Origin of the sequence: Paenibacillus sp. OK060 (assembly GCF_900101205.1) — a bacterium.
Classification (GTDB): domain Bacteria; phylum Bacillota; class Bacilli; order Paenibacillales; family Paenibacillaceae; genus Paenibacillus; species Paenibacillus marchantiae.
This window is the reverse complement of sequence record NZ_FNFR01000007.1, coordinates 153,669-178,436: the sequence shown is the minus strand read 5'-3', so window position 1 is coordinate 178,436 and position 24,768 is coordinate 153,669. Positions and strand designations below refer to the sequence as shown.

The following is a 24,768-nucleotide window of genomic DNA, read 5'->3' as shown; positions in this document are numbered from 1 at the left end:
AGGAATAGTTCCATCAGTGTATCACATTCATGTACAAATTATAAATGCAGAGCACCGGAATATTTACCGGGTTTCCATACCCTATTCGCCTTAAGGCCCTTCGATTCCTCTTTCCAGAGATAAAATGAAGGCTTTCTTCTATTACATCATTACCACGTTTACGTCCCTGTTTAAACACTTTTCTTCCTTTAGGCTTTATATTCTCGCAAAAGGGTGCAAAAAGCCCTCAATCCCATGAGGGATGAGGGCTTGAACAATAAACGTTCAAGTTCAATCAGGCTTACAGGTTGTTGTCGCCTGGTTTCCAGTTCATTGCACACAATCCACCGGATTGCAGAGCTTGCAGTACACGAAGTGTTTCTTCAACACTACGGCCTACATCATTGTGGTTAACGACTTGGTATTTCAATTCGCCTTCTGGATCGATGATGAACAAGCCGCGCAGTGCAACGCCTTCTTCTTCGATCAGAATGCCATAATCTTTAGCAACTTGTTTCGTGATGTCGGAAGCAAGTGGGAAGTTCAATTGACCAAGACCATTGCTGTCTTTAGGTGTGTTGATCCAAGCTTTGTGGCTGTGTACGGAGTCAACGCTCACGCCAAGAACTTCAGTATCCAAAGCTTTGAATTGCTCAGCAGCATCACTCAAAGCTGTAATTTCAGTTGGGCACACAAAAGTGAAATCCAAAGGATAAAAGAAAAATACGAGCCATTTGCCACGATAATCGGACAGTTTTACGGAACCAAAGTCTTGTCCATCTCCCGATACTGTTTCCATTGCAAAATCCGGTGCGGGTCTACCAACCAAACGTTCTGCCATAACTAACAATTCCTCCTTTGGGATTATGTAAGCACTCAAGTTGAATGCTCATCATCAAGAAAAACGAGAACGCTTTTCCTGTAATTAAAATGGGTTTGTTACTTGATAACAAGTACAAGTAAAATGTTATCATCCGGACTTCTCAAAGTCAAGATTATAATCGTTGTTTTATTATAATAATTATAAATAAGGATTTTTCGTGGCAAAAATCATAAAGATACAGCCCTCTGCAATTCCGGATCGGAGCAAAGGGCTGTACTGTTCGTACTATTATTAAGCCTGTTTCTGAATTGCCGCGACGATCAGATCGCCCATTTCCGTCGTGCTGATCGCTTTGCTCTTGTCTACAGCGATATCGCTTGTACGATGTCCCGCATTCAGCACATCAGACACAGCTGCTTCAATTGCATCAGCACCTTCTGCATAACCAAAGGTTGTACGGAACATCAATGCCAGCGAAAGGATCGTTGCGATCGGGTTCGCCAGTCCTTGACCTGCGATATCCGGTGCTGAACCGTGTACTGGCTCATACAGACCAAAGCTGCCTTCACCCAGCGATGCAGATGCCAGCATGCCGATCGAACCTGTCAGCATCGCTGCTTCATCACTAAGGATATCTCCGAACATATTTTCAGTCACAATAACGTCAAAGCTGGATGGACGACGCAGCAACTGCATTGCACAGTTGTCTACAAGCACATGTTCCACTTCAACATCCGGATATTCCGGTGCTACACGGTTAACGACTTCTCTCCAAAGACGGGAAGTTTCCAGCACGTTAGCTTTATCTACCGAAGCCAATCTTTTGCTACGTCCTTGGGCAATTACAAAAGCCTGACGAACGATGCGCTCCACTTCAGTTACATTATATACGCATGTATCCACTGCTTCTTCGCCTTGTGCACCTTCACGTCTGAACTTTTCACCAAAGTAGATTCCCCCGGTCAACTCACGCACGACCATCAGATCCGTACCTTCCAGCACTTCCGGTTTCAAGGTGGAAGCATCCTTCAAGCAATCAAATACCACTGCCGGACGCAGATTTGAGAACAATCCGAGCGCTTTGCGAATGCCGAGCAAGCCTGTTTCCGGACGCAATTCCTTGCTGTTGTTGTCCCATTTTGGGCCACCAACGGCTCCGAGCAGCACAGCATCTGCACTCTTACATACTGTCAGTGTTTCTTCAGGAAGCGGCGTACCTTTCTCATCAATAGCGATTCCACCAAACAACGCATGCTCTGTCTCAAAACGGTATCCGAACACTTCCTCCGTACGTTTGAGAACTTTCTCTGCCTCTGCTACAACTTCAGGACCAATTCCGTCACCTGCGATAACTGCAATTTTTTTCACGTCTGCCATGGGTTGTCCACTCCTTATATCCATTCATTCGGTTATTCACTTCAATAATTAACGTGTCATTTTTAACTCTCTCCTTTGTATCATATTCAGAGGTCATTTGACCAAGATATACAATCTATGACTTTAATAGTTTTTACCTATAAGTGGTTTAAGATTGGTTGTTCTGTACCTCTGACTGAGTTAAAATAAAGCCTGAAGACAAATTCAGGTAACTCAGGAGGGATTGCAATCATGCAATACACGTACTTGGGAAAATCAGGTCTTAAAGTCAGCCGGATCTGTCTCGGCACGATGAACTTTGGTCCTGCTACAGACGAAAAAGAGGCATTCCGTATCATGGATGCGGCACTCGATGCTGGTGTGAACTTTTTTGATACCGCTAACATTTACGGCTGGGGCGAAAATTCAGGTCTCACCGAGGAGATCATTGGACGCTGGTTTAAACAGGGCGGCGGCAGACGTGAAAAAGTTGTACTTGCGACCAAAGTCTATGGCTCTATGCACGACGATACAGACGGTCCAAACAACGATGCAGGTCTCTCCGCTTACAAAATCAGACGGCATCTGGAAGGTTCCCTCCGCCGCCTGCAAACCGATCATGTTGAATTGTACCAGATGCACCATGTTGATCCCGCCATCTCGTGGGACGAGCTTTGGGGCGCATTTGAGAACGCTGTTCATCAAGGCAAAATTGGTTATGTAGGTTCAAGTAACTTTGCTGGTTGGCAGATTGCCGTTGCCCAAAGCGAGGCCAAAAATCGCCATTTCCTCGGTCTTGTATCCGAGCAGCATAAATACAGTCTTAACTGCCGTTTGCCTGAGCTCGAAGTGCTGCCCGCAGCGAAAGAACTGGGCCTTGGCGTTATTCCATGGAGTCCGCTTGATGGTGGTTTACTTGGACGCAATGCCCTCCAGAAGCTGGAAGGTACACGCAGTGGAGGCATTGCTGAACGGATTGAATCCCATCAAACTCAGTTGGAACAATTCGCAGCACTTTGCCGCGAACTCGGCGAACCACAGGATACCATAGCTTTGGCTTGGGTTGCCGCCAATCCAGCAGTTACCGCACCCATTATTGGGCCTCGTACGCTGGAGCAGTTTGAAACTGCGCTTAAATGTTTGGATGTACCTTTGGAAGAAGCGGTCCTCAAACGTTTGGATGAAATCTTCCCAGGTCCGGGAGGACAAGCTCCAAACGCTTATGCTTGGTAAAAGCTTATCAGCTTAACTGAGTACGTCTTTTCAATAAAAATGCTCTAAATAATAATGCAATTATCCTATACGTAACAACAAAAAAGTCTGACCTTCAAATGTTGAGGGTCAGACTTTTTATGTACCTCACTGAACTACAATACTTAGGGCTGGGGACTCCATCTCAGCTTCTCCAGCCAGACGAATTCCAGTCCAATGAAGAGCTTTGCTTGCTGCAAATGATGTGTTAAAGGTTCACATTAACGCGATTCGTGTAAGTCTTGCGTTTTTCGATCAACTTGTTCAATCCATCGACATAAGCACGTGCACTGGCACCCAGAATATCGGTGCTTACGCCACGTCCTTGTACAGATATTTGGTTTTGAGTAAGTACGACGTGTACCTCACCCAATGCGTCCTTACCATGTGTAACCGATTTGATCGAGTAGTCGGATAAAGTTACCTCTTCCCCGCTCACTTGATCAATTGCATTATAGATGGCATCTACCGAACCATTTCCTTCTGCTTGTTGTTCCACCGTATCACCATCAAGTGTAGCAATACGAACTTTAGCCGTTGGAGTAGATTCATCACCATACGTCACAAAGATGGATTCCAGTTTAAACACCTCAGGTGCATCCTGCAATTTCTCTTCGATGACCGCCAGCAAATCCTCATCTGTCACTTCTTTTTTCTTATCAGCCAGATCTTTGAATTGGGCAAAAGCACGGTTCAATGCTTCATCTTCCAGTTCATAACCCAACTCAATCAAGCGCTCACGGAAGGCATGACGTCCCGAGTGTTTACCCAGTACAAGCTTACTTTCCTTCAGACCGATGGTCTCTGGCGTCATAATTTCGTATGTTGTTTTCTCTTTCAGCATGCCATCTTGGTGAATTCCGGATTCGTGTGCAAACGCATTCGCACCAACAATCGCTTTATTTCCAGGCACAACCATACCCGTCAAACGACTCACGAGGCGGCTGGTCCGAGCAATTTCAGAAAGTTGCAGCGAAGTTCTCGCCTGGAAAAATTCCTGACGTGTCTCCAGTGCCATAGCAATCTCTTCAATCGCGGTATTACCTGCACGTTCACCAATGCCGTTAATGGTGCCCTCAATTTGATCGGCTCCATTCAGAATGGCTGCAAGTGTGTTGGCAGTTGCCATCCCCAGGTCGTTATGACAGTGTGCACTCAGCTGCACCTTATCAATGTTGTGTACGTTTTCCTTAAGATGTTTGAAAATATTACCGTACTCATATGGGCTCAGATAGCCCACCGTATCCGGGATATTTACAACAGCTGCCCCTTCTTCCACTGCCATATTTACCATCTCAACGAGGAAATCATACTCGGTACGACCTGCGTCCTCCAACGAGAATTCAAGCTTCGAAAAAGTTTTCTTCGCATAACGAATTGCGGAACGAGCTGTATCGAGAACCTGAGCTCTGTCCATCCGCAATTTATGCTGACGGTGAATAGGTGAAGTTGCCAAAAAGATATGGATACACGGGTCTTGAGCGCCCTTCAATGCCTCTTTCACCGCATCGATATCCTGCTCTCTGGAGCGGGACAAGCCAATGACGGTAACGTTTTTGACCGCTTTGGCTACTGCATTAACTGCCGCCAAATCGCCTGGAGAGGCCGCGGGGAAACCGGCTTCCATCCGGTCAATACCAAGCCGCTCGAGCTGGTGCGCAATTTCCACCTTTTCACGAGTATTCAGATTGACCCCCGGGGATTGTTCTCCATCACGCAGCGTTGTGTCAAATACATAGATTTTACGCACGCCTCGCACCTCCTAGACTTGTATTTTATGTTCCTCTAAACCAGTAATAGCGGCACACGCATATGCACGGCCGCTATTCCCGGTTGAAGCTGTAAGTTTACTAGATTACCTTAAAACGAATGCTTACTTCTTGATCCAGTGCATCATCTCACGCAATTGTCCGCCAACCACTTCGATTGGGTGTTCAGCTTCATTGCGACGAGTTGCTGTCAGGAATGCACGACCGGATTGGTTTTCCAGGATGAAGTCACGTGCAAATTTACCTTGTTGGATATCTGTCAGAACTTCTTTCATTGCTTTCTTCGTATCTTCAGTTACTACGCGAGGTCCAGTTACATAGTCACCGTACTCAGCTGTGTTACTGATGGAATCACGCATGCTTGCAAGTCCACCTTCATACATAAGGTCAACGATCAATTTCAATTCGTGCAGACACTCGAAGTATGCCATTTCAGGAGCGTAACCCGCTTCTGTCAATGTTTCAAATCCAGCTTTTACCAGGGCGCTTACACCGCCACACAGAACAGCTTGCTCACCGAACAGGTCTGTTTCTGTTTCTTCACGGAAGGAAGTTTCGATAACCCCTGCACGCGTGCAACCGATACCTTTCGCATAAGCCAAACCGATATCTTTTGCTTTACCTGTTGCATCTTGCTCAATTGCGATCAGGCCCGGTACACCGAATCCTTCCACGTAGGTACGACGTACCATGTGACCAGGGGACTTAGGAGCTACCAGCAATACATCGCTGTCTTTTGGAGCAACGATTTGACCGAAATGAACATTGAAACCGTGGGAGAAGAGCAATGCAGCGCCTTTTTTCAGGTTTGGTTCGATTTCGTTTTTGTATACAGAAGCTTGTGTTTCGTCAGGCAGCAAAATTTGAACTACGTCTGCACGGCTAGTAGCTTCAGCCGGGGACAGAACTTCAAATCCGTCATTTTTTGCAGTGTCAAAAGATTTACCTTCACGAAGTCCGATGACTACGTTCAATCCACTGTCACGCAGGTTTTGAGCTTGGGCATGGCCCTGGCTACCGTAACCGATGACCGCAATCGTTTTTCCTTTCAATACGTTAAGCTCTGCATCCTGTTCATAATAAGTAGTTACTGGCATGTTTATAAGTCCTCCTTTGTATTGTAAAGAACCCTTCATTAATGAGCGGGTGTCTCAAGGGACCGGCACGCTTTTCCTGCTTTAGCGTCTCTGGTCTGATCCGATCCGTTCAGACACCCGCCCATTAATGCGGGTGTGTGGCTATATAGTCAAGCGTTACATCACTAAAATGTTAAATTGCAACTTGTACGGGACTGGCACCTCATCTAAGATGAACGGTATTTCTCAGCTTAATGCTGCTAACACATCATTGTCGTTCCGTCGATAAGCATCAGACCATGCTTTTTTTCTCAATATAATTGCTTAAACGTTGCCTCGTACCAATGCAGTTATGCCTGTACGTGAGAGTTCGCGAATGCCGTATGGCTTAAGCAGTTCAATCATCGCATCAATTTTATCTGTATCCCCGACCACCTGTACAATCAGGCTGCCTGGACCAACATCTACAACAGATGCGCGGAATGTCTCCACCACACCCAGAATTTCTGGTCGTTCAGATGGCTCTGCCTTTACCTTGATCAATGCAAGTTCACGGGCAACCATCGGTTTCAGACTGAAATCAACCACTTTGATGACATCGATGATTTTGTAGAGTTGCTTTTCAATCTGTTCCAACGTTTTGTCATCACCGATCGTCACAATGACCATCCGGGACAAACCCGGTTCCTCGGATTGACCTACCGTGATGCTCTCAATGTTGAATCCCCGTCGACCGAACAACCCTGATACCCGCTGCAGGACGCCAGGCTGATCGTTGACCAAAATCGAAATCGTATGTCTTATCATTCCTCAGCATCCCCCATCAGCATTTGATCGATTGTCGCTCCTTGCGGAACCATTGGATATACATTTTCTTCCTTGCGTACTACGAATTCAACAACGACCGGTCCTGGTGTATCCAGGGCTTCTTGCCAAGCACGCTCGGCTTCTTCCTTGTTGGTTGCACGCAATCCTTTTACGCCATAAGCTTCAGCAAGTTTTACAAAATCAGGGCTACCTGCCAGATCGATATGACTGTAACGGTTCTCATAGATGATCTCTTGCCACTGACGTACCATTCCAAGGACCTGATTGTTGATAATAACAATTTTCACCGGGATGTTGTTAATGGCACAAATCGCGAGTTCTTGAGAACACATCTGCATGCCGCCGTCACCATTGATGGAAATTACGAGTCTGTCTGGATTGGCCATTTGAGCGCCAATTGCAGAAGGGAATCCAAAACCCATCGTTCCTAGTCCACCAGAGGTTACCCATGAACGCGGTTGGTTGAATTTGTAATATTGGGCTGCCCACATTTGATGCTGTCCAACGTCCGTAGTCACGATTGCTTCACCTTTGGTTGTATCATTGAGCATTTCCACAACCCATTGCGGTTTTAATACTTCATCTGAATCTGTGTAGCTGTAAGGTTTCTCTTGTTTCCATTGTTTGATCTGATCTCTCCAAGCATCCGCACGTTCAGCACGTTGAACCTCTTTGTTCGCTATTTCGAGAACCGTTTTCACATCACCAACGATTGGAATGTCGGTTGCAATGTTTTTGCCGATTTCAGCCGGATCAATATCAATGTGCACAATTTTGGCATGTGGAGCGAATCCGTCCAGCTTGCCTGTTACCCTGTCATCGAAGCGTGCGCCGATGTTGATGAGCAAATCCGATTTTTGAATCGCCTGATTGGAAGTGTATGTTCCGTGCATACCCGGCATCCCGGTCCACAATTCGTGACCACTCGGGAATGCTCCAAGTCCGAGAAGTGTTGTCGTGATTGGAATGCCTGTCTTCTCCACAAATTCGAACAGTGCTTCGTGTCCACCGGAGTAAACTACACCGCCGCCTGCCAGAATCATCGGACGTTCTGCTTCCTGAATCGCCTGAGCCAGACGATCAACCTGAAGTTTGTTCGGTACTGTCCGTGGGTTGTAACCTCTCAATGTAACAGGTTCAGTCACCGGTTCAAACAACGTTTTGTTTGCCGATACATCCTTCGGAATGTCGATCAATACGGGACCTTTACGACCTGTATTCGCAATATGGAATGCCTCATGAATGACACGTGGCAGATCTTCTACGTCTTTTACCAGGTAACTATGTTTGGTGATTGGCATTGTGATTCCGGTGATGTCCGCTTCCTGGAAAGCATCTGAGCCGATCAGGCTGGAAATTACATTCCCCGTAATGACTACGAGTGGTACGGAATCCATATACGCTGTTGCAATACCCGTAACTAGATTCGTTGCTCCAGGTCCGGAGGTAGCGATACAGACACCCACTTTTCCGCTCGCCCGTGCATATCCGTCAGCTGCATGAATGGCGCCTTGTTCGTGACGGGTTAACACGTGCTTGAAATCCTCGAAACCATACATCGCATCGTAAATGTACAACACTGCGCCGCCCGGGTAACCAAAAACACACTCTACACCTTCCAGCAACAAGCTTCTCAGCAGAATTTCGGAACCGCTAATGACCTCCGGCTTCATCCATTTTTCACGTAATTCATCTGTCGATCGTACTTCTGGAATTTGAGCTCCCATCAGTCATCCTCCTCTCGGAATTTACATCATTCTGACATTTAAAGTTACAAAAAAAACCTTCCATCCCTGCAAACAAGTTTATGCTTGCGAGGGACGAAAGGTTGTTGCTTCCGTGGTACCACCCAACTTTGTCCGAAATTTCGCAATAACGGACCTTACCAGGTACAAAAAACGATAGATCAAACGGATATACCCGTTCTCCATACCTGTTGTCTGTAACGCAGACATACGATTTTCCCTAATACCCAATGGAGTGACATCCAATGCTTTTCAGGAAAACAGCTCCGAGGTGAGCTCGTATATAAGGGGTAATGGTGGTGGTTTCAGCAATTCCAGCCACTCTCTGAGCAAAAGAGCCCTTAAAACTTCGTCCTCTTCATAGCCGATGAAATATTCTCGTTAAATGTTAGGAACATTATATGATTCCTCTAACCGATAAGTCAATACCCCTTTTGTATAAAAATTCAGAACGTCCCTAATCCTTCATTCTCCATCTTTAACGTTACCCCAATCCCAATGCTTCATTCAGTCACCTTTCAACTTGCCTCAGGCATAGGATATACGAGCAGCACGACTGGTCCTGAAAGGAGGCTTCCGATGGTGATTCGGCAACGTAAATCCAAGCTGGATGATGCCGCCATAATGAGGCTGATTGACTCTCAACTTGTTCCTCTATCTCATATGAGTGAAATTGAAATTAATAAAATACGCAAAGAAATACCCCTGCGAATGAACAGGGGCATGACCTTTGTTGTCTCATCGAATCCTGACAACGAAGCTGTCGCATTCATCCATTTTCTCATGCACGGCGAACTGCTGTATGTGGATATGATGGCTGTTGCTACAAAAGAACAGCGAAAGAAATACGGTCAGACCTTGCTGCTCAAAGCCGAGAATTTTGCAGCATCTCGTGGTTGCAAAAGATCCAAAGTGATGGTTGACGAAGGCAACACAAAAGGTCTTCGATTTTACCAGAAAAATGGATATATCACCATTCGATACATTATGTTAAGCCGCTGTTACGAGTTGGAAAAAACATTATAAATCGGTCTAGAAAAAGCCTGGTGGCCGTGGTCCATAGGGTCCATATCCCGGTCCTGGCCCTGGTCCATATCCACCACCAAAACCAGGTCCATACCCTGGGCCTGGTTTTGGTCCCGGGCCAAATCCTGGTCCACCACCTGGACCATAACCGAATCCAGGGCCAGAGCCGTAAGCATAAGGCAGCGTTGCGACAGCGAGTAAATCAAATAATACCAATGGCAAAATAGCTTTGGTGTGTACTTTTTTGCCAACTGCACGTTTCAGCACTAATTTATTGCCCGATACTTTCAACAGTCTTCCGGTCACCCGAGTACCGTCTTTTTTGATCGCGACAATATTTTTGCCTATTAATTTCATCGCTTCATCACGCGTAACATGTTGTTTCATACTATCCCCTCCTCCTCGGATCGTTCAAAACAGTGTATTCGTCCAGGGCCGGCTTCGCCTGTTTCTTTGTCCCTAAATGAAAATATGGGTGTCTTTCTCTATAACAGTTAAGAAAGCTGATGACCTGTTCTTTGTGAAACAAAAAAAAGGTTCGCACGAGGCGAACCTTTTCTAGTAAAGCATTATGTGGGAAACATAATTTCGGTTGTTACCTTTTCCCCGGATCATACGGTTCCCCGAGTGCAGACGGAGCAGAAGAGCGTCCAACAGCCGCAACGAGCACGATGATGGTGAGCAAGTAAGGAAGCATATAAATAATTTCCTGGGGAATACTTTGAGACCATTCGAACAACTGTACATAGTTCCGGATAGCTTGCGAGAAACCAAAGAACACAGCCGCCCCAAAGGCACCAATCGGATTCCACTTACCAAAGATCATCGCTGCAATCGCAATGTAACCTTGGCCGGAAACGGTATTATGAGAGAATGTGCCTGTCGTAGTCAGCGTGATTGCAGCTCCACCAATAGCAGCCAGCGCACCACTGATCATTACCGCAACATAACGATAACGACGCACTTTAACACCCACGGTATCCGCAGCACTTGGATGTTCACCAACCGAGCGAAGACGAAGACCGAATGGAGTTTTGTACATAATGTAATACGTCAGGAAGACGAACAGAATAGCCAGATATGTTGTCGGGTACACATTCTTGAAGAAAGCTTCCCCAAGCAAAGGAATATCCTTTAACAGTGGCACATCAAACTTGCTGAATCCTTGTACCAATGGTGAATCGCCTGATCCTTCAAACAGCAGCTTTACCAGATAAAGTGTGCTTCCTGCTGCCAGAAAGTTAATGACGATACCGCTGATAATTTGGTCAGCCTTAAACGTAATGGAGGCAACCGCGTGGATCAGTGAAACCACTACACCCAACACAACCGCGAACAAAATCCCCATCCAGGCAGACGTCGTTCCTCCCATGCCAGCTTCTTGTGCATAATGCGCAGCAATCCCTGCAGCAAACGCACCAAATACCATGAAACCTTCAAGTCCAAGGTTGGTCACACCGGATTTTTCCGAGAAAATCCCGCCCAGGGATGCAAAAATCAATGCCGTGGCAAAGACAAGCGTCGTATTGATAATTTGCCCAATTGTCAACAAGTCCATCTACAACACCTTCTCTTTCTTGCGCTTGGAATAGAACGGTTTAAGTACCCAGCGCACGATGCCTTGTGCCGCAATGAAGAAGATAATCGAACCGATAACAATCCGAATAATCTCGGGCGGTACATCCGCAGCAAAGCTCATTCCCGCAGATCCATAAGTGAGCGTACCGAATAACAAAGCACCCAGCAACACACCAAACGGATGATTCAAACCAATCAGTGCAACCGCGATTCCGTCAAAACCTGTACCTGGCGAGCCCGACATAACGGTCTGATATTGGAACACCCCGAGTACCTGGAATGCACCGCCAAGACCTGCAAGCATACCACTGATAAACATAGCTTTAACGATATTGCGATTGACATGCATACCCGCATACTCTGCCGCATTCGGGTTATATCCTACGGCACGAATCTCGTACCCTTGTTTGGTTTTCCACATGTAAATATAAAAGAGTACAGCCATGACAAGAGCAATCAATGTTCCCATGTGAACACGGGAGTTGCCCATCAGCTCAGAAAGCCATGTCAGACTAATCGATGCGCTATCACTGATATCCACCGAACGATTTTCACCTTTTAACAGCAGGAATTGGCGCACGATCAGGTTGGCCAGATACAGACCAATCCAGTTCAGCATGATACTACTGATAACTTCGTTAACCCCACGCGCTGCTTTCAGATAACCGGCAATAGCTGCCCACAGACCACCAAATACTGCACCAGCAATCAAAGCCAGTGGAGCATGAATGTAGATTGGCAGACCTGCAAACTTCACGCCTACAAAAGTCGCCGCAGTCATACCGACGAGAAATTGTCCTTCGCCCCCGATATTAAACAGTCCTGCACGTGCCGCAAATGCAAATGCAAGTCCTGTCATAATCAGTGGTGTCATTTCCCGGACTGCTTCACCAAAGTTGTACATGTCTCCGAAAACCTTCGTAAACAATGCACTGTACGCTTCAATCGGGTTGTATCCGCCGATCAGCATGACAATACCACCCAGGATGAGACCCATAATGATGGCTACAATAGGTAATATAAATGAATCACGGGTAAACCATTTTAATACGTTATTCATGCACAGTACCTCTCTTTTGGGTGCTGCCCGCCATCATCAAGCCGAGCTCCCTGTCATTGGTTTCTTCCGGCAGCACCTCGCCCACGATCTGTCCTTCATAGATGACAGCAATTCGGTCGGATACGTTGATAATTTCATCCAGCTCGAATGAGATCAGCAATACCGCTTTGCCCTGATCACGTTGTGCAATCAATTGTTTTTGAACAAACTCAATAGCACCTACGTCCAGACCACGAGTTGGCTGGGCAGCAATAAGCAGTTCAGGATTTTTATCAACCTCACGTGCGATAATGGCTTTCTGTTGGTTCCCTCCCGATAAGGAGCGGGCCTTTGTTTCAATGCTTGGTGTACGCACATCAAATGCCTCGACAAGACGCTTCGCTTGCTTCTTGATCGCATCGAAGTTAAGGAATCCTTTACGCGTATAAGGAGACTTATAATACGATTCCAGAACAATATTTTCACTCACAGAAAAATCAAGGACAAGTCCATGCTTGTGCCGGTCTTCCGGAATGTGGGCTACACCCGACTCCGAAATATGGCGCGGAGAATGATTAGACAGTTCTTTACCCTCAAGGCGAATCGAACCGCTATCTACTTTACGCAGTCCGGTAAGAGCCTCAATCAGTTCGCTCTGTCCATTACCATCGACACCTGCGATTCCTACAATCTCTCCTGCACGTACATTCAGGTTGAGTTCGTTCAGAACCGAAATGCCTTCTTTGTTTTTGGCGGTCAATTTGCTAACTTCAAGCACATTGTTTCCTGGTGTAGCCGGCTTTTTGTCCACTTTAAATGTGACATTGCGACCAACCATCTTTTCTGCCAACTCATTTGGATTCGTTTCTGATGTTATAACTGAATCAATCACTTTACCACGGCGAATAATTGTCACCGTATCGGAGATTTCCATGATTTCTTTCAGTTTGTGTGTAATCAGAATAATGGACTTGCCTTCGGCCACTAATTTTTTCATGATTACCATCAGTTCTTTGATTTCCTGAGGTGTTAATACAGCAGTAGGCTCGTCAAAAATAAGAATGTCTGCACCACGATACAACGTTTTTACAATTTCAACACGTTGCTGCATTCCGACAGAAATATCATGAATTTTGGCATGCGGATTCACTTTGAGTCCATACTGTTCAGACAGACGCTGCACTTCAGCAGCAGCTTTTTTATAATTAATGTTGAGACCTTTCCTTGGTTCAGATCCCAAAATAATGTTCTCTGTTACCGTGAACGGCTGTACAAGCTTAAAGTGCTGATGCACCATGCCGATGCCAAGATCGATTGCTTTGTTAGGGCTATCGATGATGACAGGCTTGCCATTCACTTCAATGGAACCTTCATCCGGCTGATAGAGACCAAAGACAATATTCATCAACGTTGATTTACCAGCGCCGTTTTCGCCCAGTAGAGCATGGATCTCGCCTTTACGAAGCTGAAGGCTGATGGCGTCGTTGGCAACAATGCCTGGGAAACGCTTCGTGATTTGTTTCAACTCAACGACGGGGGTTGCTGCACCCATGTAATCACCCTTATACCTGATATAGTGTGGTTCCGCAAACGTAAGAAAAACGTCTAACGACGTTTATTCAAGGAAGATGACCGCATTTCAGCGGTACTTTTTCTTGGGATTATCGAATCCTTCAGTTTCAGCGAAACTTCTGCATTCCATAATCTTAAGAAAAGCTCCTACCGGAGCGTTGATACGAAGACTTCTTTCTTTTGCCGTGGCTAATGCCCAAGCACATACTACATAGCTTGTACAATTGTTATGATGACCTGAGCAAATTTTCCTACTCTGACAATCATAAGGCCGGTCAAGACCGGCCTCGATGATTATTCATTTTCACAGCAGAATCAGATTACTCTGTAGGAACTTTGATTTCGCCGTTGATGATTTTTTCTTTGTACTCGTCCACTTTTGCAAGTGTATCAGCAGAAACATTTTTCGTAGAAGTATCAGCGATACCTACACCGTTTTCTTTCAAAGTCAGGTTCTCAGCTCCGCCTTTGAATGTTCCATCGATGATTTCTTGGTTTACGCGCTTAACAGCTTCGTCAACTTTTTTGATCATGGAAGTCAGTGTTACTTCATCACCAAACTCCAGGGATTGGTCTTTATCTACACCGATAACCCAAACGTCTTGACCTTGTTTCTTACGAGCGATTGCTTCGTTGAACACACCATTACCTGTAGCACCGGAAGCGTGGAAAATGATATCTACGCCTTTGTTGTAAAGTGTAGCTGCTGCTGCTTTACCAAGGTCAGGCTTATCAAATGCACCTGTGTAGTTGGAAATGAATTCAGCATTAGGATTAACCGCTTTAACGCCTTCTCTGAAACCTACTTCAAACTTTTTGATCAGTGGGCTTTCCATACCGCCAACAAAACCAATTTTGTTCGATTTAGTTGTCAGACCAGCTACAACACCTACCAAGTAAGAACCTTCTTCTTCAGCAAATGTTACCGATTTAACGTTAGGAGCATCAACAACACTGTCGATGATCGCGAGTTTGGAATCAGGATTTTGTTCAGCTACAGTCTTGATCGCATCAGCCAATTGGAAACCGATACCCCAAGTCAGATCATATCCACCTTTAACGAACTCGTTCAGGTTTGGAATGTACTCTTCATCGGATTTACTTTGCAGGTATTTAACAGCTACACCTGTTTCAGTTTCAGTTGCTTGCAGAGCTTCCCAAGCGGATTGGTTAAACGATTTGTCGTTAACTCCACCTACGTCAGTAACCATACCGATTTTCAAATCGGATTTAGCTTCAGTGTTTTCGCCACCTGTAGTTCCTCCGGCATTTGTTTCCTCTTTCGGTTTGCTACCGCAACCTGCGAGCATAACCGATACTGCCAGCAACATGACCAAAGACAAGCTGAGCATCTTTTTCATTTCTCTGTTCCCCCTTAATGATATATACCTAATTCCTGTCCAGGCCAAAATGGAACGGATCAACAGATCGATAATATGGCTTTTATGCAGAATGTATGGTTTCTTCGACATTAAAAGCGCATTCTTACCACTAAACAATTGTGTCACCTGTCGAAAAACCGAACATTATGACTTGAAGAGAAAATTTTAGGACTAGCCTACTAGAGGTGATTATACATTCAACCCGTGGTAAAATCCAGATGTTTCATCACCAAATCTCACTTATTTTTGCTCTTTTTTTATTGAAAGCGCTTAATAATTTAACGATTTAACACACTAACGTTACAACGATGTGATGTTATATAACAAAAACGTATCACACTCCCTAGAAGGATGTGGAATTCACCTGTTTTTGTTTGCATTATTTCACCGTTCGTATTTTATGTATTATCACAGCCTGTTATTCACCCGTTATATGCTTTCATTGTGCCCTTACAGATTGCAGCATATTCGTCGCGCATAACCAGACTCTTTGGAGTAGATCAATCTTTAAGCCGTAAAAAAAGCCGCCATAGGTACGGCGGCTTGCATAAACAATTTTAAGCGTTGATTTTGCCTTTAGCTACAGTAGCCAAAGAGTTGAACGCATTGATGTCGTTAACGGCCAGATCAGCCAACATTTTGCGGTTCATGTCTACACCAGCAAGTTTCAATCCATGGATCAGTTTGTTGTAAGACAAACCATTCATACGTGCTGCAGCATTGATACGAACGATCCACAGTCTGCGGAAGTTACGTTTTGTGTTGCGACGGTCACGGTATGCGTATACCAGGGATTTCATTACTTGCTCGTTAGCTGTTTTAAAAATACGGTGTTTGGAACCGAAATAACCTCTTGCCAGTTTCAAAACCTTTTTATGACGACGACGTACTACAAAACCGCCTTTTACTCTTGCCATATTAAAAGAACCTCCCAATAAATATTAAATGTATCCGTGGTATGTGTACGGCCTAAGCCGATCCCCCATACGGATTTACTATTTCAAGTTAGCCAGACCTTGTTTCAAACGTCTTACGTCCCCGGCAGCCATTACTGGGTTGCCGTTCAGAACGCGCTTAGCACGTTTTGATTTGTGGGAAAGCAAGTGGTTTTTGTGAGCTTTGTAACGCAGGACTTTACCGGAACCGGTAATTTTGAAGCGTCCTTTCAAACTGCTGTGTGTTTTCATTTTAGGCATTTTGTGTTTCCTCCTCCAATGTTATCAGGCTTTAGGAGCCAGAATCATGATCATACTGCGGCCTTCCAATTTTGGTTGACGTTCGATGGTGCAAAGTTCTGCAACCTCCACCTTAACGCGTTCCAAAATCCGTTGACCAATGGCGGCATGCGCAATTTCACGTCCGCGGTAACGAACGGAACATTTTACCTTGTCGCCTTCTTTCAAGAACTTAACTACATTACGAAGCTTCGTTTGATAATCATGCTCCTCAATATTGGAACGGAACCATACTTCTTTAATGTCAACAATTTTCTGGTTCTTACGGGCTTCTTTGTCTTTCTTTTGTTGCTCATAGCGGAATTTGCCATAGTCCATGATGCGGCATACCGGCGGTTTAGCCTGTGGTGCCACATTGACCAGGTCCAAGTTCAGGTCAATCGCCATTTGCAGTGCTTCCCGAATCGGCGTGATCCCAATTTGTTCTCCTTCAGCTCCGACAAGGCGTACTTCCTTCGCCCGAATCTCATCATTAATCATGTGATCTTTACTAATAACCGTCCACCTCCAGGTCATTTTGAATATCCTGTTACACAAAAATAAAAGGGATGCCGGTTAAGCTACCGACATCCCTGTAATCAACACAATTCTTCATGAGTAAACACTTCATAAATTATTGGGATCGTTGACCAGCCAACATGTTTGTTGATCAGGTGAGAAGTCGGACTTCTACTTGTGATTCCATAGCTATTCATTTAACGCACTTGAATACTATAACATCCTGCAAAACTATTGTCAACGTCTCTACAATATTTATTTTTATAGACATGCTTTCATCCAAGTCAATCATTCATTATCCCTGCTTACTCTGCACCTCATCCAAACGTACAACACGTGTATGTTGAGTATGGCTCCATTGTTTGTTGTTCTGCGTGAAGAACGCGTAGAACGTAATTGGATACCATGAAAGAAGGTAAATCGGGAACAAGATCAGGTACAGATACACTTTGGCAAAAGTAACCTTTTCCAGCGCCATGGACAACAAGAATGTCAGGACATTCAGACCAATCGCTACGAACCCTACCCAAAGCGGGAAGTATCCGTATATGTTTGCGATATGTGGACCACTGAATATCGCTGTATCCACCCACAGGACAGCAGTCATCAGGAACGTAAGCAAAACAACGTACACGTTTGCTCCATACACAGCAAGGTCAAACTTCACCAAGCTTCTTTCCTTGATACTCTGCCACAGCAGCGGGAAGAAATATCTGCGCGCAACCGTAAAGTGACCTTGCATCCAGCGAAGACGTTGTCTTGCTGAAGCTTTAAAGGTTAACGGCTTCTCATCAAATACTTTGGCATCATAGTTAAAGACAGGATATACATTACGCTGAACACTGCGCATCGTAAACTCCAAATCCTCAACCAGACTTGTAGCGCCCCAGCCAATTTCCTTGAGCAGGTTGGTCTCGAAGCACATTCCAGTACCTCCGAGGAAATTCGCCATATTCAAATTATGACGGGACAACTGCCACAGACGGTTGATGTACCAGTAAGATACACCATATGCTGCAGTGATCCAGGAATCCTCCGGATTCTTGGTATCAATGTATCCTTGAATTACACGCGAACCATTGCACAAGTCGTCATTCATCTCAAGCAAGAAGTTACGGTCAACCAGGTTATCCGCGTCAAACATGACAACTGCGTCATACTGACGTGGCAATTTCCACAAGTATTTAAGCATCCATTCAATGGCATACCCTTTACCTCTGAGATCAGCATTCGTACGTACACAAGCATTTAATCCATGCTGTCTTACAATTTGAGCCGTTCCATCCGTACAGTTGTCACAAATGACAAACACATCGTACAGATCTTCCGGGTAATCCAGTTGTTTCAAGTTCTCCATCAAAGCACCAATAACTTGTTCCTCATTGTGTGCTGCGACGAGTACAGCGAATGATTTTGTCGCCGGATAATGTTTCTTTTTCTTTTTCTTAATCAGACCGAACAGCGAAAACGTGAATTGGTACACGGCTAGCAGTGCCAGAAGGACCTGCATCGTGACGAATATAGCGTCCAACATCGTTCTCTGTTACCCCCTTTTTTTCAAAACCAGATTACTTTAAATGTTTCTCTTCCTGGATTCTGCACTTTTATTTTTTTGTGATGCGCAGAATATGACCCTGTTCTTTTGTTTACTACGTAAATATTTCAGACAATGTTTCAAGCATGGTTGATGCCAGTTGGCTGCTTTATCGATTTTGTATTCTTTTCAGCCATTTGTCAAAACCGCAATTCCACTTCCTGAAGCAGAAATGTGAACTTTAAACGCTGAATAGGCACCTCGTGATACTCCAACCTCGCATTCATGCCTGTTATATCTTATTTTCAGCCGTTTACTTAATTTTTATTTCTAAAGTCCCTGCTTTTTTCATCAGGCTGATACATATCGACAGAGGCTCTATATCAAATAACGTAAACAGACCTCAAAAAGTTCAGTCTTAAACTTACATTTTTTTAACCGCATTTCAGCCATGTTGAATCATTGTATCTTTTTTAGATAGTCCGAGTCAAAAAGTTAAGTTGGGTGTATATCCACTCTTTAACATGAATTTTACCTTCTTCACATGTGTTCTTCTTGAAAAGGACAACATTTAAAAATATGATAAACATATACCTGAAATAACCTCAAGTTCACGAAAAAACGGTTATATACTATTCAGGACGAAACCGGACACAGCAATTTACCGGAAATACTGCCGCCAACATGGGGCCTGACTGGCAGGAGGCCAATATGAGCCGTTTATTCGTAAAGTTTCAAGAGTATGATCGAAATGTATTTATGTGGATTAATGGTCGACTTCATAATCGATTTATGAACTTTTGGCTGTATTATTTCACCCATCTGGGCGGAGCAACATCTTCTATTGCAGTATCCTTACTAATCTGGCTGCTGGCTCCCGCTCCTTGGAGTACAACAGGACTTCAGGCATGCATCGCTCTAGCGGTTAGCCACATTCCCGTAGCAATCGCCAAAAAACTGTATCCGCGCATTCGGCCTTACCTGGCCTTACCGGATACGATTACGTTCCGCAATCCCCTGACGGACCATTCGTTCCCTTCAGGGCATACTACTGCCGTATTCTCGGTTACAGTCCCTTTTATGACGATGGAGCCGTTCCTGTTGCTGTTGTTACTCCCTGTTGCATTAATTGTCGGATTTTCACGAATTTACCTGGGATTACACTATCCCTCAGATGTTCTCGCAGGTGCTACGATCGGTACTTTAGTCGCACTTGCAACTGTTGCTTTATGGACATAATGTGAATATGTTAGACTAAGGAAAACCTAGCAGGAACAGGTGAAGCAAGCGTGGAGAAAAAAAGAGTATTACTATTATCTGAAGGCTTTGGCGCTGGTCATACTCAAGCCGCTTATGCGCTGTCCAGCAGTTTGCGAAAACTTTCGCCGAATGTGCAAACCAAAGTGCTTGAGTTGGGGAGTTTTCTGAACCCCAGAGTTGCGCCACTCATCATTACAGCGTACAAAAAAACGGTCATTAACCAGCCCAAGCTCATCGGGTATGTATACAGGCACCAATATAAAAAATCCTTGAACCGGCTGACTACACTCGCGTTGCATAAACTGTTTTATACCCATACACGCAGTATTGTCCGTCAGCTTCGTCCGAATGTTATTGTATGCACCCACCCTATTCCCAGTGCTGTCATATCCAGACTGAAACGTCTGGGTGTGCAGGTTCCACTTTGCACAGTCATTACCGATTATGACGCGCACGGGACGTGGATTAGCCCTGAAGTGGATCTGTATCTTGTTTCTACAGATGAGGTAAAGTCCAAATTAATGCTGCGGGGTGTATCTTTAGACAAAATTCGCGTTACCGGCATTCCGATCCACCCCAACTTCTGGGAACATCCCGGGCGGGACGAGATCCGAGGAAAATTCAATTTGAAGAACATGCCTACTGTGCTTGTGATGGGCGGTGGTTGGGGAATGCTTAGTGATGAAGTAGTTAACCAATTATTGACACGCTGGCATGAGGATGTTCAGATTATTTTCTGCCTTGGCCGCAATGACAAAAGCCGAATCAGCATGGAACAAAATCCGTTGTATAAAAAAGATAATATCCATATCATCGGGTACACCAATGAAGTGGACAAATTAATGGAAGTATCTGATCTCCTGATCACCAAGCCGGGTGGAATGACATGCAGTGAAGGGTTGGCAAAGGGAATCCCCATGCTGTTCCATAATCCCATACCGGGTCAGGAAGAAGAAAATGTTCAGTATTTCACCGCACGAGGTTTGGGGGAGCCCATTACTTCCCTTGATGTTGTTGTGAAATGGATGAATAAACTGCTTCATAACTACCCTGACATTGTTCGCAAACGCAAACGCCACATGGCGCAGATTGCCAAGTATCACCCAATGCAAAGCGCACAAAGTATTATCGACCTTCTGGATCTGCGTCCCTACTCGGCAGACCAAGCCAGACTGTAACGGCTTCAAACAAGCCTGCATGTACACAGCAAAGGTGCCTTCGAATCGAAGGCACCTTTTTTTAATATGAAGAATAGTACAAACTATTGAATACCAGCCGACTTCAAGTAATCCTGCCACTGCTTGGTATACTCGGTCTGAATCTTCTCAAGGCCTGCCTGTTTGGCTTTTTCCATAAATGTATTCAGACCCGCTTCTACATCCTCCACCAATCCCACATTTAACGGATAGAGATACTGCTTCTCTACCTGCTCCAGTGCAGCTTTCTCAGCTTGGTATGGCGTCCAATCCTCAGCAAATCCAGTAAAGATATCCGGCTTTTTCATTTTGTCCAGCTCTTTGAAAATAGCCAGTACGTCATCAAAGCTCTTATCATAGAGCATGAATTCCGGATTACGCCAAGCCCAACCATTCATGCCTTCGCGCGGAAATCCATTGGTCTGGGCATCGCCCACCATTTTATAATAACCGTCTTGAACTTCAAAGTTCTTGCCTTCCACACCATATTCGGTAAGCCAGTTGTAACGTTTGTCGGTAACCAGTTTTTCATAGAATGCAAGTGCTTTCTCCGGGTTTTTGCTGCTGCGTGGAATTGCAAAACCATTGTGAATCGGGTGAACTGGTTGTGCAAATCCTTTGGCATTCGGGTAAGGGAAATAACCGAGCTTCCAATCCGGGTGAGTGGACTGGACCTTGATCACATCCGCATTAAATTTGTTCGGGTTCTCACCCGACAGTACAACAGCCGATTTGCCATTTTGCAGCAATGAGTTGGACGTATCCTTTACATTCAGCACGTTTTTCGGAAAAAAGCCTTTGTCCATCCAGCGTTTGTACGTTTTCAGGTCCTCCAGATGCTGTGCAGACCCCCAATAGGAAGTGATATTGGATGGTGTGTCATACATGATGTCCAGACCATAAGGGAGCTGACCTGCCGTATTCACCAGCTTGGATGTCAATTGTCGAATACCATGGGTATGGTTCGCATTGCTATCCGCGATTGGAATCATATTCGGTTCATTGGCTTTGATACCCTCCAGATAGGCTTCGAGTGTCTCCAGAGATTCCGGTTTGGGCAGATTGTACTTCTCACGCAAATCCTCACGGTACGCAATACCCTCAGTAACATATTCAGTCCATGTCGATGGTACAGTATAGATCTTGTCATTGACTTTTACCGCGTTCCACATGTCATCAGGTACATAAGCTTTGAGCGTTGGTGCTGCCTTAGGCAGTAATTCATCCAGAGGCAGGAACGCTCCTTTTTTCGCATAGGACTGATAGAACGTCCAATCCGCGGTAAAAATCAGATCAATCGGTTGACCGGAAGACAGCAGCAATTTGTATTTTTGGTCCCAGTCTGTCCAGGAGGTATAGTTAAATTTCACATTGACGTTCAGATCAGCCTCAGCCAGCTTGTTGATTTCCGACTCAATCACAGGCAGATCCTTGGGGGCATCACCAAGCATGTAGAATTGCAGTGTTACCTTCTCCCCTTTGTTCTCAGAAGAACCTCCCTGCTCACTTCCTTGCGCAGATCCCCCCGAACCGTTATTACATGCGGCAAGCACCCCGGCAAACAACATCAGGGCAAGTACCATAGACAGGTGCCGAATTGTTTTGTTACGCATACGCATCCTCCCTTTTTGTGGTCAACCTTATATGTTAGCGCAGACTCGCCATGATTCAGACGCAGACGGATAGACAGCTATCCCGCCATCTGCACCCACAGCGCGTGCACGTTCTAACCTTTCACCGCACCAATGGTAAGACCCTTGACAAAGTACCGCTGCACAAATGGATACAGGAACAAAATGGGTCCAGTAACCACAATAGCCATCGCCATTTTGGTCGATTCGGTAGGTACATCCTGGCTAAGAGTTATGCCGGTACCAATCGCCATCTGGTCAATGAAGGTAATCGTGTTCATGGTGTTATACAAATAGAATTGCAGCTGGTACATATCCGGGTTGTTAATGAACAAGGATGATGTGAACCAGTCATTCCAATATCCCAGTGCCAGAAATAACCCTACAGTGGCAATGCCGGGCATCGCCAGTTTCAGTACTACGCTAAAGTAAATGCGGAAATCATTCGCACCATCGATTTTGGCTGACTCAATCAGCTCATCCGGAACGGCTGAACGAATGAAGTTTTTCATCAGGATAATGAGAAAAGGCGTCATCAATCCCGGAAAAATCAACACCGTATACGTGTCCGTAAGATTGAAATAATTTGCCAGCATGATGTACCAAGGAACCAATCCCCCACCAAAGAGGGTTGTAAAGTAGATGAAAAATGAGAAAGCGTTCCGGTACTTGAAATCTTTGCGTTGCAGTACAAATCCCGCCATCGTAATAAGAAATAGTCCAAGGGCCGTACCCACAACGGTTGTAAATACCGTCACGCCATAAGCTTTGAGCACCTGGGTCGGAAATTTGAACACCATCTTATAACCTTCCAAGGAGAAATCGGTGGGAAAGAGGTGATACCCGTCTCTTACAATCGATTCGTTGCTGCTGAATGAGCCGGATAAAATCAAAAGAAATGGAATGATACAGATTAAGGAAAGAATCAGGATCATGCTGTAAGCGATGATTTGAAACAACAAGGTGAATTCCGTATCTCGGGTACGCGTGTGCATAGTAGGTCTCCCTTCTGCCTATAGGCGTTTTAGAACAAGGCGTAGTCCTCATTCACTTTACGGATGATATAGTTGACGGTCATGATCAGGATAAAACCGAACAGCGATTGATACAGACCAGCCGCAGTAGCCATTCCGATATCAAACGTCACTTTCAGGGAACGATACACATACGTATCGATGATATCTGTAGCGTTATATAAGACACCGTTATTTCCAATGAGTTGGTAAAAGAGATCAAACTGTCCCTTCATAATGCTCCCGAGTGAGAATAACAACAGGATGACAAAGGTCGGTTTTAGCATCGGTACGGTGATGTACCAAATGCGCTGAAAGATATTGGCCCCGTCAATCCGGGCTGCCTCGTAATACTCATCGCTGATCCCTGTAATAGCTGCAAGGTAGATGACCATGCTGTACCCGAGATTTTTCCACAGATAAAAAATGATGATCAGGAACACCCAGATCCAGGGTGTATTGTAAATATCAACAGGCCCCGCCTCGAAACGTTTGAGTACCGTGTTCACAAAACCGGATTCATAGTTGAACATGTTGTAAGCGATTACACTTAATAGTACAAACGAGATGAAATACGGTAAAAACATGACCGACTGCGTAATTTTCTTAAACACTTTTCCCCTAATTTCACTGAGCAAAATCGCACAGAAGATCGCTAGCCCGTTTCCTAATATAATGAAGGCCAGATTGTACCCCACCGTGTTGGTTGTCAGCTTCAGCAGCATTCCGGATTGCCACAGAAACTTGAAGTTCTCCAGGCCCACAAATGGGCTGCCGAACAATCCACCTTCAAAATCATAGCGGGTAAACGCATAATAGATGCCGACCATCGGAAAATACGAGTTAATCAGAAAAAAGATCAGTGTAGGCAGCAGCATGAGAAACATGATTTTGTTTTTGTTCAATTCTTTGAGCATGGCTCGATCCCTCCCGAATTTCTTACGGCGCGGCGCGCAGTGGAGCTCTGTTTTATTGTA

The 24,768-nt window shown here is 45.1% G+C and carries 22 protein-coding genes; 4 read left to right on the top strand and 18 right to left on the bottom strand.

Annotation, left to right across the window (positions count from 1 at the left end; genetic code table 11):
- Positions 1 to 280: 280 nt before the first annotated feature.
- Entirely contained in the window at positions 281 to 820 is a 540-nt protein-coding gene (locus BLS14_RS24425; RefSeq protein WP_024628322.1) for a peroxiredoxin, read from the bottom strand.
- Positions 821 to 1,093: 273 nt separating this feature from the next.
- Positions 1,094 to 2,179, bottom strand: a complete 1,086-nt coding sequence (leuB, locus tag BLS14_RS24420) for a 3-isopropylmalate dehydrogenase (protein WP_024628321.1) — start codon at positions 2,177 to 2,179, stop codon at positions 1,094 to 1,096.
- 231 nt (positions 2,180 to 2,410) lie between these two features.
- Between leuB and BLS14_RS24415 the strand changes: the two genes are divergently transcribed.
- Positions 2,411 to 3,391, top strand: coding sequence for an aldo/keto reductase (locus BLS14_RS24415; protein WP_063564199.1), 981 nt, complete (start codon positions 2,411 to 2,413; stop codon positions 3,389 to 3,391).
- A 226-nt stretch (positions 3,392 to 3,617) separates the two neighbouring features.
- Here the strand turns inward: BLS14_RS24415 and BLS14_RS24410 are convergent, their stop codons facing one another.
- The 4 genes from BLS14_RS24410 to ilvB form a co-directional block, all read right to left on the bottom strand.
- Positions 3,618 to 5,159 carry a 2-isopropylmalate synthase gene (locus tag BLS14_RS24410; RefSeq protein ID WP_063564198.1) on the bottom strand — a complete coding sequence of 514 codons (1,542 nt, stop codon included), beginning with the start codon at positions 5,157 to 5,159 and terminating at the stop codon, positions 3,618 to 3,620.
- A gap of 123 nt (positions 5,160 to 5,282) precedes the next feature.
- Positions 5,283 to 6,275 (bottom strand): ketol-acid reductoisomerase, encoded by a 993-nt coding sequence (ilvC, locus tag BLS14_RS24405; RefSeq protein ID WP_053780427.1) that lies wholly within the window; start codon positions 6,273 to 6,275, stop codon positions 5,283 to 5,285.
- 303 nt (positions 6,276 to 6,578) lie between these two features.
- A complete protein-coding gene (gene ilvN, locus BLS14_RS24400) occupies positions 6,579 to 7,061 on the bottom strand; it encodes an acetolactate synthase small subunit (protein WP_024628317.1) in 483 nt (160 codons plus the stop codon).
- Complete coding sequence (ilvB, locus tag BLS14_RS24395; protein WP_063564197.1) at positions 7,058 to 8,809, bottom strand: biosynthetic-type acetolactate synthase large subunit; 1,752 nt, start codon at positions 8,807 to 8,809, stop codon at positions 7,058 to 7,060. Before ilvB ends, ilvN begins: the two co-directional genes overlap by 4 nt.
- A gap of 600 nt (positions 8,810 to 9,409) precedes the next feature.
- Here ilvB and BLS14_RS24390 point away from each other — a divergent pair.
- Positions 9,410 to 9,853 (top strand): GNAT family N-acetyltransferase, encoded by a 444-nt coding sequence (locus BLS14_RS24390; protein WP_063564332.1) that lies wholly within the window; start codon positions 9,410 to 9,412, stop codon positions 9,851 to 9,853.
- 6 nt (positions 9,854 to 9,859) lie between these two features.
- Here the strand turns inward: BLS14_RS24390 and BLS14_RS24385 are convergent, their stop codons facing one another.
- From BLS14_RS24385 to BLS14_RS24345, 9 genes are all read right to left on the bottom strand, one after another.
- Complete coding sequence (locus tag BLS14_RS24385) at positions 9,860 to 10,240, bottom strand: hypothetical protein (protein ID WP_063564196.1); 381 nt, start codon at positions 10,238 to 10,240, stop codon at positions 9,860 to 9,862.
- 208 nt (positions 10,241 to 10,448) lie between these two features.
- On the bottom strand, positions 10,449 to 11,411 hold the full coding sequence (locus tag BLS14_RS24380) for an ABC transporter permease (RefSeq protein ID WP_063564195.1): 963 nt from the start codon (positions 11,409 to 11,411) through the stop codon (positions 10,449 to 10,451).
- Positions 11,412 to 12,491 (bottom strand): ABC transporter permease, encoded by a 1,080-nt coding sequence (locus tag BLS14_RS24375; protein ID WP_063564194.1) that lies wholly within the window; start codon positions 12,489 to 12,491, stop codon positions 11,412 to 11,414. It abuts the gene before it with no gap.
- Positions 12,484 to 14,022: an ABC transporter ATP-binding protein gene (locus tag BLS14_RS24370; protein WP_072734050.1), complete on the bottom strand. Its 1,539-nt coding sequence runs from the start codon at positions 14,020 to 14,022 to the stop codon at positions 12,484 to 12,486. The genes BLS14_RS24375 and BLS14_RS24370 overlap by 8 nt, the downstream gene beginning before the upstream one ends.
- 340 nt (positions 14,023 to 14,362) lie before the next feature.
- Complete coding sequence (locus tag BLS14_RS24365; RefSeq protein WP_063564192.1) at positions 14,363 to 15,403, bottom strand: BMP family lipoprotein; 1,041 nt, start codon at positions 15,401 to 15,403, stop codon at positions 14,363 to 14,365.
- Positions 15,404 to 15,981: 578 nt separating this feature from the next.
- Positions 15,982 to 16,341 (bottom strand): 50S ribosomal protein L20, encoded by a 360-nt coding sequence (gene rplT, locus BLS14_RS24360; RefSeq protein ID WP_017689664.1) that lies wholly within the window; start codon positions 16,339 to 16,341, stop codon positions 15,982 to 15,984.
- Positions 16,342 to 16,419: 78 nt separating this feature from the next.
- Positions 16,420 to 16,620 (bottom strand): 50S ribosomal protein L35, encoded by a 201-nt coding sequence (gene rpmI / locus BLS14_RS24355; RefSeq protein ID WP_062320217.1) that lies wholly within the window; start codon positions 16,618 to 16,620, stop codon positions 16,420 to 16,422.
- 24 nt (positions 16,621 to 16,644) lie between these two features.
- Complete coding sequence (gene infC, locus BLS14_RS24350) at positions 16,645 to 17,139, bottom strand: translation initiation factor IF-3 (protein WP_024628309.1); 495 nt, start codon at positions 17,137 to 17,139, stop codon at positions 16,645 to 16,647.
- A 313-nt stretch (positions 17,140 to 17,452) separates the two neighbouring features.
- Positions 17,453 to 18,691 (bottom strand): glycosyltransferase family 2 protein, encoded by a 1,239-nt coding sequence (locus tag BLS14_RS24345; protein WP_063564191.1) that lies wholly within the window; start codon positions 18,689 to 18,691, stop codon positions 17,453 to 17,455.
- A gap of 711 nt (positions 18,692 to 19,402) precedes the next feature.
- Here BLS14_RS24345 and BLS14_RS24340 point away from each other — a divergent pair.
- Both BLS14_RS24340 and BLS14_RS24335 read left to right on the top strand, forming a co-directional pair.
- Positions 19,403 to 19,930, top strand: coding sequence for a phosphatase PAP2 family protein (locus BLS14_RS24340; RefSeq protein ID WP_063564190.1), 528 nt, complete (start codon positions 19,403 to 19,405; stop codon positions 19,928 to 19,930).
- Between the two features lie 50 nt (positions 19,931 to 19,980).
- Complete coding sequence (locus BLS14_RS24335; RefSeq protein WP_063564189.1) at positions 19,981 to 21,129, top strand: MGDG synthase family glycosyltransferase; 1,149 nt, start codon at positions 19,981 to 19,983, stop codon at positions 21,127 to 21,129.
- A gap of 83 nt (positions 21,130 to 21,212) precedes the next feature.
- On the opposite strand, the gene BLS14_RS24330 is transcribed toward BLS14_RS24335, so the two are convergent.
- From BLS14_RS24330 to BLS14_RS24320, 3 genes are all read right to left on the bottom strand, one after another.
- Positions 21,213 to 22,766, bottom strand: coding sequence for an ABC transporter substrate-binding protein (locus BLS14_RS24330; protein ID WP_371121665.1), 1,554 nt, complete (start codon positions 22,764 to 22,766; stop codon positions 21,213 to 21,215).
- 107 nt (positions 22,767 to 22,873) lie between these two features.
- The gene (locus BLS14_RS24325; protein WP_371121667.1) at positions 22,874 to 23,713 is read right to left on the bottom strand and encodes a carbohydrate ABC transporter permease; all 840 of its coding nucleotides are present in this window, start codon (positions 23,711 to 23,713) and stop codon (positions 22,874 to 22,876) included.
- Positions 23,714 to 23,802: 89 nt separating this feature from the next.
- A complete protein-coding gene (locus BLS14_RS24320; protein ID WP_063564186.1) occupies positions 23,803 to 24,708 on the bottom strand; it encodes an ABC transporter permease in 906 nt (301 codons plus the stop codon).
- Positions 24,709 to 24,768 lie beyond the last annotated feature (60 nt).